This window comes from Streptococcus sp. cx1 (assembly GCF_052384325.1).
Classification (GTDB): domain Bacteria; phylum Bacillota; class Bacilli; order Lactobacillales; family Streptococcaceae; genus Streptococcus; species Streptococcus salivarius_G.
This window is the reverse complement of the sequence record NZ_JBQSUN010000007.1, coordinates 111234-126446: the sequence shown is the minus strand read 5'-3', so window position 1 is coordinate 126446 and position 15213 is coordinate 111234. Positions and strand designations below refer to the sequence as shown.

The window sequence follows — 15213 nt, the reverse complement described above, 5'->3', positions numbered from 1 at the left end:
ACTCGATTTTGTGTTTTAAGAACTCTACATTTTAAATGCTTCTGATTTATGTCAGAGAAGCAATATCACAAAATATTATTCCTCAATTGACACAACTAATTCAGTTCCTAGGTAACTACTCATAGGAATCCACCTATTTTTTGAGTCGCTCCCATTTGCTAAAAATCAAACTATAAGTGATTAATGCCAACCCTACCAAATTAATGATATGATGAACAAAATCTAAATTTCTAAAAAGGTTGGCAATGCCAAATCCTAAAAGGAAAATGGCTAGTAAATACATTTTTTTATCTTTAAGCATAGGGTCACCTAAATATTAGCAGAATGTGGCATAACCAACTAAAGCTCCTCCCCAGTAACCTACTGGGCCTCCTGCTGATCCTACTAGAGCAGATCCGATTGTGCCGGCATAACACTTAACCCATCCACCACCTTCAACGTTTGCAAGTGCCTCGAGATCGAGTGTTTCAAAAGTGTTCATTGTTTGTGTTGTCATTCTAACAACCTCCTAAAATATTATTTTTTAGCTTTTTCTCTCAAGCTATGGTTTTATTATAGGTTGTAGGCCAACAAAAAAGTAGTGACATAAATGTCACTACTCGATTTTGTGTTTTAAGAACTCTACATTTTAAATGCTTCTGATTTATGTCAGAGAAGCAATATCACAAAATATTATTCCTCAATTGACACAACTAATTCAGTTCCTAGGTAACTACTCATAGGAATCCACCTATTTTTTGAGTCGCTCCCATTTGCTAAAAATCAAACTATAAGTGATTAATGCCAACCCTACCAAATTAATGATATGATGAACAAAATCTAAATTTCTAAAAAGGTTGGCAATGCCAAATCCTAAAAGGAAAATGGCTAGTAAATACATTTTTTTATCTTTAAGCATAGGGTCACCTAAATATTAGCAGAATGTGGCATAACCAACTAAAGCTCCTCCCCAGTAACCTACTGGGCCTCCTGCTGATCCTACTAGAGCAGATCCGATTGTGCCGGCATAACACTTAACCCATCCACCACCTTCAACGTTTGCAAGTGCCTCGAGATCGAGTGTTTCAAAAGTGTTCATTGTTTGTGTTGTCATTCTAACAACCTCCTAAAATATTATTTTTTAGCTTTTTCTCTCAAGCTATGGTTTTATTATAGGTTGCAAGCCGACAAAAAAGTAGTGACATAAATGTCACTACTCGATTTTGATTTTTAAGAAATCTTTTCGAATATAAAATCTATGGTCTAGATTAGCTTACGCTCCTTCCATAGCGCCTGCTTGTAGGCTGTACATCTTGTGATAGGTACCACCGAGGGCTAGGAGTTCCTCGTGGCTACCGTGTTCGATGATGCGACCCTTGTCTAAGACATAGATGCAGTTGGCATCTTGGATAGTCGATAGGCGGTGGGCAATGGCAATGGTTGTACGTCCTTGACGCATTTTTGCTAGAGAGTTTTGAACAATAGCCTCTGTCTCCGAATCAATATTGGCTGTCGCTTCATCCAAAATCAAGATTTTAGGCTGGCTAGCAACGGTCCTAGCAAAGGCTAGAAGCTGACGCTGACCGGTTGAAAAACTTGAACCTCGTTCGGAAACTGGAGAATCATAACCTTCTGGAAGTTTGTCAATAAAGTGGTTGGCATCCACAAACTCAGCAGCGGCTTTGATCTCTTCATCAGTTAAATCTTGATACATGGCAATATTGGATTTGATTGTACCATGATAGAGAAAGGGTTCCTGAAGGACAAGACCAATGTTCTTACGTAGCTCTGCCTGACTATAATCGCGAATATCTACACCGTCAAGAAGAACTCGTCCTGATTGAAACTCATAAAAACGCATGAATACGTTGATAATAGAGGATTTTCCGGAACCTGTAGAACCGACAAAGGCGATGGTCTCACCTTTATTGACAGAGAAGGATATGTTATCTAAAATCTGGTGTTTACCATCATAGGAGAAAGAGACATTTTCAAAGCGAATGTTCCCCTCGGTAACCTTAGCATCTGTGTCTCTCTGTTCAGGCTCATAGGTACGCTCGTCAATCAAGGCAAAGACCCGACCTGCTGAGACCATAGAAGTTTGCAAGGTTGAGAAGTTTTGTGTCACTTCAATCAAGGGATCAAAGAGGCGGTTAATATACTGGATAAAGGCATACATAGTCCCTGCTGTGATGCCCAAATAGATACCTCGGTAGCCAAAGTAGGCCATGAGAACAGCATAGCCCAGAAGCTTCAGTAAGCTCATGGCTGGGCGTAGAAAGAGAGAATCCAGTGACATGGAACGGCTGGCGTAAATCAGGTGTTCCTCATTAATGGCATCAAACTCTTTTTTGAGACGTTTCTCTTGGTTAAAGGCCTGAATGATGCGAATCCCTTCGATACTCTCTGACAGTTTGGCATTTATATCTGAAAGCAAGGCTCTGGTCTTTTCAATGATGACCACTGATTTTTTGCGGTAGAGATTAACCAAAAGAACAATCAGAGGAAGAAAGAGCACAATAAGCCCGGTCAGACGAATGTCCAAGATCATCATGGTGTAAAGGGTGGTAACAAAAATAAAGATAGCCGAAATAAAGCTAGACAGAATCCCTGAGAACATCTCACTAATAGTCTCTGTATCATTGGTTAAGCGAGAAACGATAGAGCCTGCTGGAGTTTTGTCAAAGTAGGACATCCCCAGTTTTTCCATATTGGCAAAGGCATCTCGGCGAATATCCCTGACAATACTGTAGGACACACGCGCAAAAAAGAGATTTCCCAGATACTGAACTAGCGTCTGTAAGAGATAAAGACCATAGTAACCAAGCAGAATCAATCTTGCCGCCTGATTCATATCATGCAGATAGTGGTCGATAAAATAAGAGGCCACAAGGGGAATGATACTCTTAATAATCGTTGTGGACAAGAGGAAGGCCAAAGCTAGAAAGGTCAAGAATTTGTAAGGCTTGAGATAGGTCAAGAGACGCTTAAACACAGACCATTGGTTTTGATTAGGCATCGGCTTCTCCTCCTTCCATTTCTAACTGTTGAGACTCATAGGTCTTGGCATACCAACCACCCTGAGCTAGCAAATCCTCATGACGGCCACGTTCAATGATACGACCATCCTGCATGACTAAGATAAGGTCAGCGTGCACCACCGCACTCAAACGATGGGCGGTAATGATAGTCGTCTTGTCCTTGCGAGTATGTTTGAGATTGTCAATAATAGCATGTTCTGTCTTGGCATCAACCGCAGATAGGGAGTCGTCCAAAATCAAAATATCTGGATTCAAAATCATGGCCCGACTCATGGCCAGACGTTGTTTTTGACCGCCTGATAGGCTGACACCCTTTTCACCAATGATTGTTTCAAAACCTTCAGGCATATCCTTGATATCATCATAAACTTGAGCTAACTTAGTTGCTTCTTCTACCTTGTCAAAGGAGAGATCCGGATTACCAAAGCAGATATTGTCTAAAATGGAACTGGCAAAGAGAAACTGGTCTTGAGGAACATACCCCATCAAGCTACGCAAGTCTGATAGGCGATAGTCTCGGATGTCATGTCCATTTAAATAGATTGCTCCTTGATTGACATCGTGCTCCCGCAAGAGTAACTTGACAAGGGCCGTCTTTCCTGAGCCAGTCTGTCCAACCAAACCAAGGGTTTGGCCCTTGTCCAAGGTGAAATGAATATCTCGCAAAGTATCCTCATCCTCAAAAGCAAAGCGGTCAATCGCATATTCTAAGCGACCATTTTCGATACTTGGGAGAGGATGTTTAGGATCTTGAACATCTGATTCCTGCTCCAGAAGATTTTCAATACGTTGGTAGGATACATTTCCCCTCTGTGTGATATTAAAGAGGAAGCCAATGGCCATTAGGGGCCAAACCAGCATGTCCAAATAGGTAATGAAGGTTACCAAATTTCCGACCGTTATCTGACCGGCCTGAATCATAAAGGCCCCGACAAGGAGGGTCAAAACATAAGATGAGCCAACAAAGAGTAAGACCAAAGGATCAAAAAGGCTGTCATACTTCATGGTATGCATATTCTTTTTAAAAGTCATCTTATTGGTCTCTTGGAAGGACTGAAGCTCAGCCTCCTGATAGCCAAAAGACTTGGTTACCTTGATCCCTGATACCGACTCCTGAACCTTATTATTAAGTTCTGAAAAGGCTGCCTGGGATTCTCCAAAAGCTTTATGGGTCTTGCGTCCCAAACGACTAGTCGCAAAAGCCATGAAGGGTAGGGGTAAGACAGCCACCAGGGTCATCTGCCAGGAAATGCTGAAGAACATGGTTATTAAAGTTACCAAGGCTGTGATAGACGCATCCACGGCCGACATGACACCCCCACCAGCCAAGCGGGTTAAAGAGTTGATATCATTGGTTGCATGGGCCATGAGATCCCCAGTTCGGTACTTTTGATAAAAAGAAGGCGACATCTTGGTAAAATGCTCAAATAGGCGTGAACGCATAATCTGGCCTAAGCGATAAGAAGTCGCCAAGATATACATGCGCCAAACATAGCGCAAATAGTACATTCCCAAAGCTGCCAAAAGCAAATAAACGAGATTCAGAAGCAAGATCTGATTGGTCAATTTTCCCGATGTGATAGCATCAATGACCCGCCCCATAACCATAGGAGGAATCAGATTGAGAACCGAAACCAGACTCAGTGCCAAAATCCCAACAATATACCGGCGTTTTTCTAACTTGAAAAACCACCAAAGTTTTGCAATGATTGATTCTTTAAAAGACAAGTTACTCCTCCTATCCTTACAAATGGTTAATAATAGACCTCGTATAAGTCTCGTATGATAAGGTTACTTCCAATAGCGATAGATTGTGCCATCTTCTAACTGAAAGTGACCAATATAAGATAACTTCCCAAAATCAGTAGACTCTGGCAATTGATAAGCAAAGGAATCAAAATTATAGACCTTGTGCCCATCATCCATAGAGTAGCTATCCTTATCATGGATAACGGATTCATCTTTCTTAGGGTTCCAAATGCGTCTGATTTCATCAGATGTCTTATACTCTCTGACAAAATTGTACAATTCAAAGTTAGTTGCCTCACTGAGATAGCGACCATCGGTGTTGTAGTTAGCTAATTGAGGCTCTCTCTTAGCCTCAGAATAATTCCAAACCTGTCCTCTTTCTCGCATGATATCGGCATCACGGCCACTTTGATAGGTATCTGCCTTAACCATCGTCATTGTTACTCCTAACGTTAATACGGTGACTACTGTCATCATTAAATGTTTCATTATTTCTCCAAACGTGTTTATTCATTTTTCCCTCTTTTGAATGTGTTGTATTTGTATGATAGAAAATAAGTGAAACCTGAGACGCGTAAGCTCCCAGGTTTTTTACTCTTTAAAATGCGTTTGAATCAGTTTCACAAGGAGGCGGTAGGCAGCTAATGCCAGCAAACCTCCTAAAGTATTGGTCCATAAATCATCTAACTCAAAGACACGATTAGCATCAATGAGAAGGTCTAGAATGACTTGTCCAACCTCAATCGTCAAAGACATGACAAAGGTCGCTAAAAGGACCTTTTTCCAAGACCTGAATCTGGGGTACAAGGCTAAAAGCCCTAAAATCAGCGGACTCAGTAAGAAAATGTTGGTCACATTTTGCCCAAGGACAAAGACAATCTCCTTAAGACTATCCAGCTGATAAAAGTTGGTCAAACTATTGAATGGGGTTAATAGGACCACAACACGACCAAAATGTTGAATACCAGGGGTGTCAACACCTTCAACTAGCCCGTACTGGGGTGTCCAACACAGGAGCACTAAACAAAGGAGATAAGTATAGACCAAAACTCGGCTTAGCTTTCTTCCTTTTGGTGTTAGTTCTCCATCCTTATCTACCCAAGTCTTAAGCCGAAACATCTTACTTACCTTCTGATTTACCAGAAGCTTCTGCCACTGCTTTTTGACGGTCGCGTTTCATAGTGTTTGAACGCAATTGTCCACAAGCAGCATCGATATCTGTACCGTGCTCTTGACGAACCACACAGTTAACCCCATTTTTCTTAAGCACATCGTAGAAGGCCGCCACACGTTCTTTAGTTGAACGGCTATATTGATCGTGCTCTGATACTGGGTTATATGGAATCAAGTTGATGTATGACAACTTACGGATTTTCTTAGTCAAATCAGCCAACTCTTGTGCATTTTCAGGATGGTCATTGACCTCATTAAGCATGATATACTCAAAAGTTACACGACGGTTGGTTGTTTGGATGTAATACTCGATAGCTTCAAAGAGTTTTTCAAGTGGGAATGAGCGGTTGATACGCATGATGCTTGAACGAAGGTCATTGTTAGGCGCGTGAAGTGATACGGCAAGGTTAACTTGAACACCTTCGTTAGCAAATTCCTTGATTTTTGGTGCCAAACCAGATGTTGATACGGTAATGTGACGCGCTCCAATGGCAAGACCATTATCATTGTTAATGGTACGCAAGAAACGAAGCACATTGTCATAGTTATCAAATGGCTCACCGATACCCATAACAACCACGTGGCTGACACGTTCACCGTCGCCACGATCGTCAAAGTATTTTTGTACCAACATGATTTGCGCCACAATCTCACCAGCAGTCAAGTCGCGTTGTTTCTTGATCAAACCACTGGCACAGAAAGTACAACCGATGTTACATCCAACCTGAGTTGTCACACAGACAGACAAACCATAGTGTTGACGCATCAAAACCGTCTCAATCAACATACCATCTGGCAATTCAAAAAGATATTTAACGGTACCATCTTTAGATTCTTGAACGATACGTTGTTTCAATGGGTTCACACAGAAATTCTCATTCAATTTAGCAATGAAATCCTTAGAAATGTTAGTCATTTCTTCGAAAGATTGCACACGCTTCTTGTAGAGCCAATCCCAAATTTGAGTAGCACGGAATTTCTTTTCACCGTGTTCCATAGCCCAATCAATCAACTCGTCACGAGTAAGACCATAAATAGAAGGTTTGTAGCCTTCCATATCCTCTAACTTCTGACGTTTACGACGTTCTGGTTTTGCTTGTGTTGTTACTTCTGACATAGTTTAATTTCCTTTTTTTCTGATTGTGAAATGCTGACCATCTGACTTGGTCTGGCTTTGTTTCTTCGATGGAGTGTTTTGACCTTTAGAATTTGGAGCTTGCTTCTGACTCTTCTTGAAGTTAGGCTTACGCTCACGACCACCATCCTCAGATCTAGATTTGAACTTAGGACGACGCTTGATTTTCTCAAAGCTTGGACCCTCTTGATCCCTATCTCTTCGTTTGGACTTGTCTGGCTTTTGCTTAGCAGAAGCTTTTTGCCCCTTATTCTTTTGAGAAGCATTGCGCTCTTTAGATTCCTGAGAAGCATTACGACGATTATTAGAACGACGGCGCTTGCGACGAGGTTCTGTCTCCTCTTCAAAGACGATTAATTGCGGTTCTTCATTTTTCAAAATAAAGTAGGCGCAACCAAAGGCACAGTATTCACGCAAATACTCCGACAATCGGCTAATGCGGTCTGTCTTACGCGTATTAGGGCGCTCGTCCTCGTAAAATCCCTTAAGGCGAAGCTGATCATTGGACCAGTCCCCAACGATATAATCATACTTGAGCATGATTTCAGAAAAACGTTGCCCAAAGCGGGTAGCGTCTAAAGCATCCTTGTGATTTTCAAGAACTGTAAACTGACAGGCATCTGATTTCAGAAGATCAGCCACATACACAAAGTCTGGCCCTGGATATTTATTATAATTAAACATTTCTGGCAAGATTTCTTTACGCATGTGCCATCCTTTCTGCTCTCTCTTATTTTCTATCATGATGCTGTAATAAAGTCTCTATATCTTATCCCAATTGGCACCATTTTTTCCTAAATACTTGGCCACAAGTTCCCTTAACAAATCTGGAAAAAGAAGAGTAACTTCCTTTTCCTTAATTGTAGGAAAGTAAGAAGCAAAGTAGTACTGGTCCACAAGGACCAAACTAAACTTCTCATTGGAATCTACAACCCTTCTATTATACAACAAATTACCGTTTTTGTAAGCAAAATTCCCCGTGATTACTTCACCAAATGTCTTCCCTCTAAATCCCATACCTTTAATAGCTTGATTTTTAAGGAGTTCAGCCTTAGTAAAAACTTCCTGACAGATTTCTTTGAGCTCTTGTCCTGTCACGACTAGACGAGCCATCCGCATCTGATGAGGAAGGGCTTCTTGCAGGTCTGCCATGGTCACTTGAGGACCCAAAGTCTTCATGATGAGTCCAGTATTTAAAAGCGTTAATTGGCTATGAGTCTCCTGACAAACAGCCTGCAAAACCAATTGACAGGTCTCATCAAAATCTAGTTCTCGACCTAGATTAGCTACTTTTTTCTGAGCTAAACGACGATGGCCTTCCTCACGCATAGCCTTGATAAAGGCTTCGTCCTCCTTGTCTAAATCCAAGATGTAGGACTTGGTGGGGATAGCCTCAATCTGACACTCTATCAATTGCCCATTTTTCACAGTAAGGTCAATACAGCCAAGATAATAACCATATCTGTCAGCAGCTGCTAAATAGGTTTCATTGACTAATTTGCCCTCTTCAAAAAGGTGATGCGTGTGGCTTCCGATGACAAGATTTACCTGTGGATAAGTCTCTGCAATCTGCTCATCATAACGTACACCTAGGTGGCTAAGAACGACGACTATATCTGCATCCCTTACCTCGGGACGAGCCAAATCCTCTTCCAACCGAGCCATAGGCTCTAACACTTGCCAACCGTTGGGAGCATAGGTGATGTAATATGGGAAGGTATAGGCCAAGAAAGCAATGTTTGTACCTGCTTTAGTTTTGTGGATAAGATAGGGCTTAGCCCATTCAGGTTGTCTCCCCTCATCCTTGAGATTTCCTATGATCGGCTGAAACTTAGCCTGCTCATAAAGACAGTCTAGCTCCTCCTTGGCCAGACCAATCCCCTCATTATTTCCAATAGTCGCATAGTCTATCCCCAACTCATTCATCAGGGCTACATTAAAACGCCCGGCTGTCGCATCAGATAAGGGATGGGACTTATCCACATTGTCCCCAAGATCTACCTTGATCAACTCTCTATCTGTCTGACTCAAATCATCCACAGCTCGCTTGAGTTGTGGATACTGTTCAAAATGAGAGTGTAAATCATTGATATGAAGAATTCGAATCTTGTCTTTCATGACTCCTATTGTAGCACTTTTGCTATAAAAAAACTTGACAATCATTCTGCCAAGTTTTTACATGCTATTTTTCAAACAGGAACGTATTCCTAGTTAACTTTCTTTTTAACATATTCTTCTGCGAGATGATAGACGTCATCTGCTAGGGATATACTGACATAGATGCACACAATTGAGAAAATTTCTCCTCTAAAGTGTTGCCAAGCAAAGAATATAAGCCCATAAATTAGTAGCGCAAGTACTATTTGGCCAAAAAATTGACTCAGTAATCGCCTAATAACGACAAATAAGGCCATAAGTAATCCCATCTTTAATACCATAACCAATACCCTTTAAGGCTGCACCTTGCCAAGTACCTGTTTGAATACCACCTTTAATGGCTCCTCCAACAGCCCCGACGCCTACGGCAGCTGTAGCTCCCCAAAAACTACATGCTCCACCCTTAACAGTAGAAAGATCTTCGGAATTAAGTGAGTTAAAATTGTTAATGATTTGTGTTGTCATTAAAACAACCTCCTTTAAAATATTTTTTAGCCTTTTCTCAAAAGCTATGATTGTATTATAGATAGAAAGCCAACAAAAAAGTAGTGACATAAATGTCACTACCTGATTTTGAGAGTTGACTCAACTAATAACCTCAGACTTACACATTATTTTACTTTAAACGGAAAGCTTCTTAAAAATGTCTGTGATAAAACTATTTAAAATCTGTCATAGTTTCAGTTCTTAAGACAGCCAATTATTTTGCGAGTGTAGTGAGCATATACTGAGACTTGTCGCTGTGATAATGACGACTAAGACTTTGTAGTCATAAGCGTTGGGAAATTTTGAGACCTTAGGCTCAAAAGAAAAATATATCTTCAAACTAAATAAGGTCTTTTGAGTTTCCAAAAAGTTTGATAATAATCAAAAAAGCTGAAACACTTTGGTTTCAACCTCTTGAATTTTTAAATTAAAATTTGCTCTCACCTAGAAGCCAATGCTTAGAAGCTTTGCTTCTTAGCTTTACGCTCAGCACGTCCCTTCGCACGATTAGCTGCACGGCGTTCACGTTTGCGTTTCTCGTCAACTTTCCACTGAATTTTCTTCTTGTAGCCAGGCTTGATTTTTTTCTTTTTCTTCTTAACCAAACCAATCATTTCCGTATCAAGTTTTTGATAGGCTTTTTCACGGTTGGCACGACGGTCACGGTCATAGGTATCTTGAAACTCGCCGTCCTTATAGACTTTCGGCTCAAAGGTAATCCCCATCTTTTCAAGCTCACGAATATCTGAGTCATCACTTGGTTGATAGAGGGTGATGGCTGTTCCTGACAAGCCATTACGTCCAGTACGTCCCACACGGTGAACAAAAAAGGACAAGTCTTGAGGGATGGCGTCATTGATTACATGGCTAACCCCTTCAATGTCAATCCCACGCGCTGCAAGGTCAGTCGCTACTATATACTCAAACTCAAGCTTCTTAACTTGATTCATGATACGTTTACGTTCACGTGGTGGAATACCGCCGTGAATTTTGGCAACCTTAAGACCATTTGACACTAGGTAACTGTGCAAATCGTCAGCACGTTCCTTGGTATTAACGAAAATCATTGCTAGATAAGGCTGCATCCCCTTAAGCATCTCAAGAATCTGTTCATTCTTGTTGCGACCCTTGGTAGATACCAACCAGTTATCAATGGTATCCGCAATAACTGTTGAAGTTTTAATTTGTTCCATGACTGGATTGGTCAAATACTTCTTCAAGAATGGTTGCAATTTTTGAGGAATGGTTGCTGAGAAGACCAAAATTTGAACTTCCTTAGGCAGACTTGCCGCAATCTTGTCTACAGTATCCAAGAATCCCATATCCATGGTCATATCAGCTTCGTCAACAACAAAGGTATGGGCCTTGTGGATAGCCAAGTCCCCAGACTTAACTAGGTCATAAATACGACCTGGTGTCCCGATAACAATATGAGGTTGTGCTACCTTGAGTTTCTCAATCTGACGTTGCTTGTCTGTACCACCCACATAGTTGACCACACGAATTTCAGTCTCAGAGTGTTTGGCAATCTGTTTTGTCGCTTGGTAAATTTGTGTCGCCAATTCACGTGATGGTGCTGTAATAACAACCTGAACATCACCACTCTTTGGATTTAGTTTCTCAAAAATTGGCAAGAGGAAGGTATGTGTCTTCCCTGAACCCGTCTTTGATTCACCAACCAAATCACGACCTGAACGGACTACAGGAATCAATTTCTGTTGAACAGGTGTTGGCTCTTTAAACTTAATCTCATCAAGAGCCTCCTGAATAAATGTTTTAAAATTAAAATCTTTAAATGACATGTTTACTTACTTCTTTTCTATCTAGTCTATCCTTATCATTATAACAAAAAAAGAGCATTTCTGCTCTTTTCATTTATTTCATAACGTTTCCAAGAACCATCCAAAGGGTAATGGCACTTGCAAGTGCTCCAACGGTCCAAAGGAAAGCATCAACCTTCCACTCTGACCATTTGTCGCCCTTACCTGAAAGACCTCCCAATTCGAGGTGATGGTGAAATGGTGTCATACGGAAGATACGACGGCCTTCTCCATACTTACGCTTAGTGTATTTGAAATAGCTGACCTGTAGCATGACAGAAGCTGTCTCAAAGACATAAACCACACCAATCAAGAGTAGCGTCCACTCTACACGTAGGGCAATAGAGATAACTGCAAGCATAGCTCCAAGTGACAAGGAACCAACATCTCCCATAAAGACCTTGGCTGGCTTGTGGTTAAAGACGAAGAAGCCAAGAAGTGCCCCAATCATAGTGATAATGATAGTCAAGATAGCGAACTCACCCTTGACAAAAGCGATAATCCCATAGGCAATCAAGCTGATAACCACAGAGATAGAAGCTAAACCATCAATACCGTCTGTCAAGTTCACAGCATTTGAGAAACCGACAATCCAGAATAAAACAAATAGAACATAAAAGACACCGAGATGAATGGTTAATCCACCAATAGCTAGGCTATCTGTCCCACTAGGGAGTACGTGGATAAAGTAGAAAAGCAAACCCGCAATAATCTGCAAGGCCATCTTTTGCCAAGGTTTAAGTCCCTCATTGATTTGACGGAAAATCTTAAGGAAATCATCAAGGAAGCCTATAATTCCATAAATCAAAATTACAAAGAGAATCCCTACTGTAGCACCATAGGCTTGGTGCCCCTCGCTAAAGACGTGGAAGTTGAAAATCAAGCTAACCAAGATGGCAACCACTAGGAAGACTGTCCCTCCCATAGTTGGTGTTCCAGCCTTAGCCAAATGCTGCTTCACATCTTCATGCATTTGTTGGCCACCGATTTTCTTGATTTTGTAGTAAGTAATAAAGTGAGGCATGGCGAGCACCGTCAACACAAAGGCGGCCACACCTGCTATCAGACTCATAGTCATCTTAGTCTCCTAAAGTAATGGTAATCTTCTTGGTTTTAGACAGGGCTTTTCCTGCCGCAACACTTTGTTTGGTAACAGTCCCTGACTTGCCACCCTTATAAGTAACTTTAATGCCTTTCCATTTGGCAAAGGTTTCAACGTTCTTCTTGGTCCAACCATACATGTCTGGAAGTTCTGTGAAGTCATTGGTCATGATAAGAATCTGTTCATTAGCCTTGATATTGGCTTTGGCATCTACAGAAACCTTCTCAATCTTATCACCAACACCCAGAACAATCGGATGAATCAAGTTTTGACGAAGGGTGTTAGCTGTCTCGTCCGGACTCTTACCGATAATATCGCCGGTTTGATAGCTCGTTTCCTCGGTCTTTTCACTACCTTCAGACACAGAAGTATCTAGGGTGTCTCCCATAGACATGGCTTCTTCCAAAATCGGGTTAACCACAGTCGCATAAAAATTATTATCCCAAGTCTTAGGCTCCAGAACAGTCACATACATGATATATTCTGGATCATCTGAAGGAACCATAGCTACAATTGAGTTGAGCGTTTCGTTGGTCCCAACTTTATAGGTTCCTGTCTTTTCATCGGCCACTTCGGCTGTTCCTGACTTAACCGCAACATCATAGTTACCAACCTTAATGATTGGCGAACCTTCGGACTTGTTGTACATGGTACCAAACTCTGGGTCTGTACCAACAGAAATCATATAATTACGGGTCTCAGAAGCAGCCTGCTTGGAAACTGGCTTACCAATAACTTCTTTCTTAGCCGTACGAACAGTGCCTTGGTTGACATCCGCAACTTGTTTGATAAATTGAGGTTCCAACATAACACCATTGTTAGAGATGGCTGAAAAAGCACGAAGCATCTGAACCTGAGTCACTGAAATCCCTTGTCCGAATGATGATTGAGCTATATTAACAGAGTTTCGAGAGACAACCCCTGAGGACTCACCGACCATCCCAAAACGGGTAGGAAGACCAAATTTGTAAAGAGATAAGTAGTTAGACCAAACCTTGTCTCCCATCTCTTGTTCTAGCATGGTCATAGCAACGTTACTTGAATAAGAGAAGCCTTGAGCAAATGTCATGGTACCACCTGTTGAGATACCCTCATTGATTGACCAGTCATTAGTTTCAACGTCGTCAACCTTAATACCATTAGCATTACTGTAGGTCGCATTCGGGTTGAAACTTCCATTGTTAATAGCAGCTGACAAGAGCATGACCTTCATGGTTGATCCAGGCTCATACTGAGCTTCGTAAAGACGGTTAACCCAGTCATAGTTTTTCTTAGCCTGTCCCTCAAGAGTATCAGAATTATAGGTCGGACGTTGTGTCGTTGCAAGAATCTCACCTGTCTTAGCATTAACAACTGTCGCTGAAGCATTTACCCCTTGCGTCTGCTCCATAAAGGTATCCATCTGCGTTTCTAAGAAGGTTTGGAGAGGCGCTGACAAGGTTGTATAGATGTTCTTACCATCGATAGCTTCCTTGGTAATGGTTTCCGTACCTAGAAGCGTATTACCGTTTTTATCCTTCTCATAAATGGCCTCTCCATCTGTTCCAGTCAAGAGGCTATTGAGCGAGCGCTCCAAACCAGTTTGACCAATCAAAGAATATGAGCCGTCTTTTTTATTTTCAACAGCTTCGGCACGACCAAGAAACTCTGACGCGAAGGTTCCATTAGGATACATTCGTGACGTTGTTGCTTCAAAGGCCATCCCCTTAATTCCCGCATCTTTAAAGGCTTTTTCTAGTTCTTCTTTAACAGAGTAGGTAATTCCCTTCCCCTTTAGTCCAAAGGAAACCTGGTAGGCACCCTTAGTACGCAATTGGGCCAAGGAATCACTCTTTTCAATTCCTAGCTTATCCTTTAAAATATCAGCAACTTTGTCAAACTGACTATCTTGGACATAGAGTTTTTCTTGAGTCGCTGACACATAGCTGGTCGACACGATAGCGTAAATGGCATAACTGGTTGAATCCTCAGCCAAAACATTTCCATTTCGGTCGTAAATCGTCCCACGCTTGGCAGCCACTGTGGTCTTAGTGTTATAAGATTTAGCAGCCTGGGTCGACAAATCGACACCAAACTTACTGTCTGCCCCGATAATCACCACAAAGTTGATAATAAAGACGAAAAAGATAAAGATGCTGAGAACCATAAGGTTCTGACCAACGTGCTGTCGATTCTGGGCTGGCTTTCGCCTATCCCTAACGACATAGTTTAGAAATAAATGTTTAAGTTTTCTTAATCTGTTCATTGGTTACCTCACACTCTTAATACTATCGTTATTAATAGACAGGCCTGCCTTATTAGCAATCTCTTTAATACGGTCAGAGTTAGTCAACTCATTAACCGCCTGCTTAGCATTGTTAAGCTCTGTTTTTTCATCACTAATCTTGCTATTAAGGTCTGTGATTTGTTGCTTGATAGCCTGATTACGCCCTTGTAAAAATACAACTGCGATACTCATCACAATAGCTGTCAAAACAATTGCCGAATAGAAAGCCTTTTCCATACGCGTCATAAAACGAATATGGTTTCTAATGGCTCTATTGACAATCTGATGTTCCTTATTTTCCATAA

16 protein-coding genes are annotated in these 15213 nt (G+C 41.3%); all 16 read right to left on the bottom strand.

Going from position 1 to position 15213, the window contains the following annotated elements; all coding sequences use genetic code 11:
* Positions 1-133 precede the first annotated feature (133 nt).
* The 16 genes from ACT170_RS09700 to ftsL all read right to left on the bottom strand — a co-directional run bounded on the left by ACT170_RS09700 (position 134) and on the right by ftsL (position 15211).
* Positions 134-301: a hypothetical protein gene (locus tag ACT170_RS09700; RefSeq protein WP_002891737.1), complete on the bottom strand. Its 168-nt coding sequence runs from the start codon at positions 299-301 to the stop codon at positions 134-136.
* A gap of 15 nt (positions 302-316) precedes the next feature.
* Complete coding sequence (locus tag ACT170_RS09695; protein ID WP_049553910.1) at positions 317-496, bottom strand: Blp family class II bacteriocin; 180 nt, start codon at positions 494-496, stop codon at positions 317-319.
* Positions 497-730: 234 nt separating this feature from the next.
* Positions 731-898 (bottom strand): hypothetical protein, encoded by a 168-nt coding sequence (locus tag ACT170_RS09690; protein ID WP_002891737.1) that lies wholly within the window; start codon positions 896-898, stop codon positions 731-733.
* 15 nt (positions 899-913) lie between these two features.
* On the bottom strand, positions 914-1093 hold the full coding sequence (locus tag ACT170_RS09685) for a Blp family class II bacteriocin (RefSeq protein ID WP_049553910.1): 180 nt from the start codon (positions 1091-1093) through the stop codon (positions 914-916).
* Positions 1094-1252: 159 nt separating this feature from the next.
* Positions 1253-2998: an ABC transporter ATP-binding protein gene (locus ACT170_RS09680; RefSeq protein ID WP_444818262.1), complete on the bottom strand. Its 1746-nt coding sequence runs from the start codon at positions 2996-2998 to the stop codon at positions 1253-1255.
* On the bottom strand, positions 2991-4748 hold the full coding sequence (locus ACT170_RS09675) for an ABC transporter ATP-binding protein (protein WP_444818261.1): 1758 nt from the start codon (positions 4746-4748) through the stop codon (positions 2991-2993). The genes ACT170_RS09680 and ACT170_RS09675 overlap by 8 nt, the downstream gene beginning before the upstream one ends.
* Before the next feature lie 63 nt (positions 4749-4811).
* Positions 4812-5258, bottom strand: coding sequence for a hypothetical protein (locus ACT170_RS09670; RefSeq protein ID WP_002891741.1), 447 nt, complete (start codon positions 5256-5258; stop codon positions 4812-4814).
* A gap of 102 nt (positions 5259-5360) precedes the next feature.
* Positions 5361-5888 carry a VanZ family protein gene (locus ACT170_RS09665; RefSeq protein ID WP_014634995.1) on the bottom strand — a complete coding sequence of 176 codons (528 nt, stop codon included), beginning with the start codon at positions 5886-5888 and terminating at the stop codon, positions 5361-5363.
* Between the two features lies 1 nt (position 5889).
* Entirely contained in the window at positions 5890-6999 is a 1110-nt protein-coding gene (gene rlmN, locus ACT170_RS09660) for a 23S rRNA (adenine(2503)-C(2))-methyltransferase RlmN (RefSeq protein WP_096832658.1), read from the bottom strand.
* 63 nt (positions 7000-7062) lie between these two features.
* Entirely contained in the window at positions 7063-7785 is a 723-nt protein-coding gene (locus ACT170_RS09655) for a YutD family protein (protein ID WP_129852053.1), read from the bottom strand.
* Between the two features lie 54 nt (positions 7786-7839).
* Entirely contained in the window at positions 7840-9195 is a 1356-nt protein-coding gene (locus ACT170_RS09650) for a bifunctional metallophosphatase/5'-nucleotidase (protein WP_048674863.1), read from the bottom strand.
* Positions 9196-9468: 273 nt separating this feature from the next.
* Positions 9469-9699, bottom strand: a complete 231-nt coding sequence (locus ACT170_RS09645; protein WP_002884558.1) for a Blp family class II bacteriocin — start codon at positions 9697-9699, stop codon at positions 9469-9471.
* 479 nt (positions 9700-10178) lie between these two features.
* A complete protein-coding gene (locus ACT170_RS09640) occupies positions 10179-11522 on the bottom strand; it encodes a DEAD/DEAH box helicase (RefSeq protein WP_060971666.1) in 1344 nt (447 codons plus the stop codon).
* Positions 11523-11595: 73 nt separating this feature from the next.
* Entirely contained in the window at positions 11596-12618 is a 1023-nt protein-coding gene (gene mraY / locus ACT170_RS09635; protein ID WP_002891748.1) for a phospho-N-acetylmuramoyl-pentapeptide-transferase, read from the bottom strand.
* Between the two features lies 1 nt (position 12619).
* On the bottom strand, positions 12620-14887 hold the full coding sequence (pbp2x, locus tag ACT170_RS09630) for a penicillin-binding protein PBP2X (RefSeq protein WP_444818260.1): 2268 nt from the start codon (positions 14885-14887) through the stop codon (positions 12620-12622).
* 3 nt (positions 14888-14890) lie between these two features.
* Positions 14891-15211: a cell division protein FtsL gene (gene ftsL / locus ACT170_RS09625; RefSeq protein ID WP_002884540.1), complete on the bottom strand. Its 321-nt coding sequence runs from the start codon at positions 15209-15211 to the stop codon at positions 14891-14893.
* Positions 15212-15213: the final 2 nt, after the last annotated feature.

What these genes read in the sequence shown, in the direction of transcription:
- ACT170_RS09700 (WP_002891737.1), bottom strand. Translation starts at nt 301, where the DNA reads ATGCTTAAAGATAAAAAAATGTATTTACTAGCCATTTTCCTTTTAGGA.
- ACT170_RS09695 (WP_049553910.1), bottom strand. Translation starts at nt 496, where the DNA reads ATGACAACACAAACAATGAACACTTTTGAAACACTCGATCTCGAGGCA.
- ACT170_RS09690 (WP_002891737.1), bottom strand. Translation starts at nt 898, where the DNA reads ATGCTTAAAGATAAAAAAATGTATTTACTAGCCATTTTCCTTTTAGGA.
- ACT170_RS09685 (WP_049553910.1), bottom strand. Translation starts at nt 1,093, where the DNA reads ATGACAACACAAACAATGAACACTTTTGAAACACTCGATCTCGAGGCA.
- ACT170_RS09680 (WP_444818262.1), bottom strand. Translation starts at nt 2,998, where the DNA reads ATGCCTAATCAAAACCAATGGTCTGTGTTTAAGCGTCTCTTGACCTAT.
- ACT170_RS09670 (WP_002891741.1), bottom strand. Translation starts at nt 5,258, where the DNA reads ATGAAACATTTAATGATGACAGTAGTCACCGTATTAACGTTAGGAGTA.
- ACT170_RS09665 (WP_014634995.1), bottom strand. Translation starts at nt 5,888, where the DNA reads ATGTTTCGGCTTAAGACTTGGGTAGATAAGGATGGAGAACTAACACCA.
- rlmN (WP_096832658.1), bottom strand. Translation starts at nt 6,999, where the DNA reads ATGGAAGGCTACAAACCTTCTATTTATGGTCTTACTCGTGACGAGTTG.
- ACT170_RS09655 (WP_129852053.1), bottom strand. Translation starts at nt 7,785, where the DNA reads ATGCGTAAAGAAATCTTGCCAGAAATGTTTAATTATAATAAATATCCA.
- ACT170_RS09650 (WP_048674863.1), bottom strand. Translation starts at nt 9,195, where the DNA reads ATGAAAGACAAGATTCGAATTCTTCATATCAATGATTTACACTCTCAT.
- ACT170_RS09645 (WP_002884558.1), bottom strand. Translation starts at nt 9,699, where the DNA reads ATGACAACACAAATCATTAACAATTTTAACTCACTTAATTCCGAAGAT.
- ACT170_RS09640 (WP_060971666.1), bottom strand. Translation starts at nt 11,522, where the DNA reads ATGTCATTTAAAGATTTTAATTTTAAAACATTTATTCAGGAGGCTCTT.
- mraY (WP_002891748.1), bottom strand. Translation starts at nt 12,618, where the DNA reads ATGACTATGAGTCTGATAGCAGGTGTGGCCGCCTTTGTGTTGACGGTG.
- pbp2x (WP_444818260.1), bottom strand. Translation starts at nt 14,887, where the DNA reads ATGAACAGATTAAGAAAACTTAAACATTTATTTCTAAACTATGTCGTT.
- ftsL (WP_002884540.1), bottom strand. Translation starts at nt 15,211, where the DNA reads ATGGAAAATAAGGAACATCAGATTGTCAATAGAGCCATTAGAAACCAT.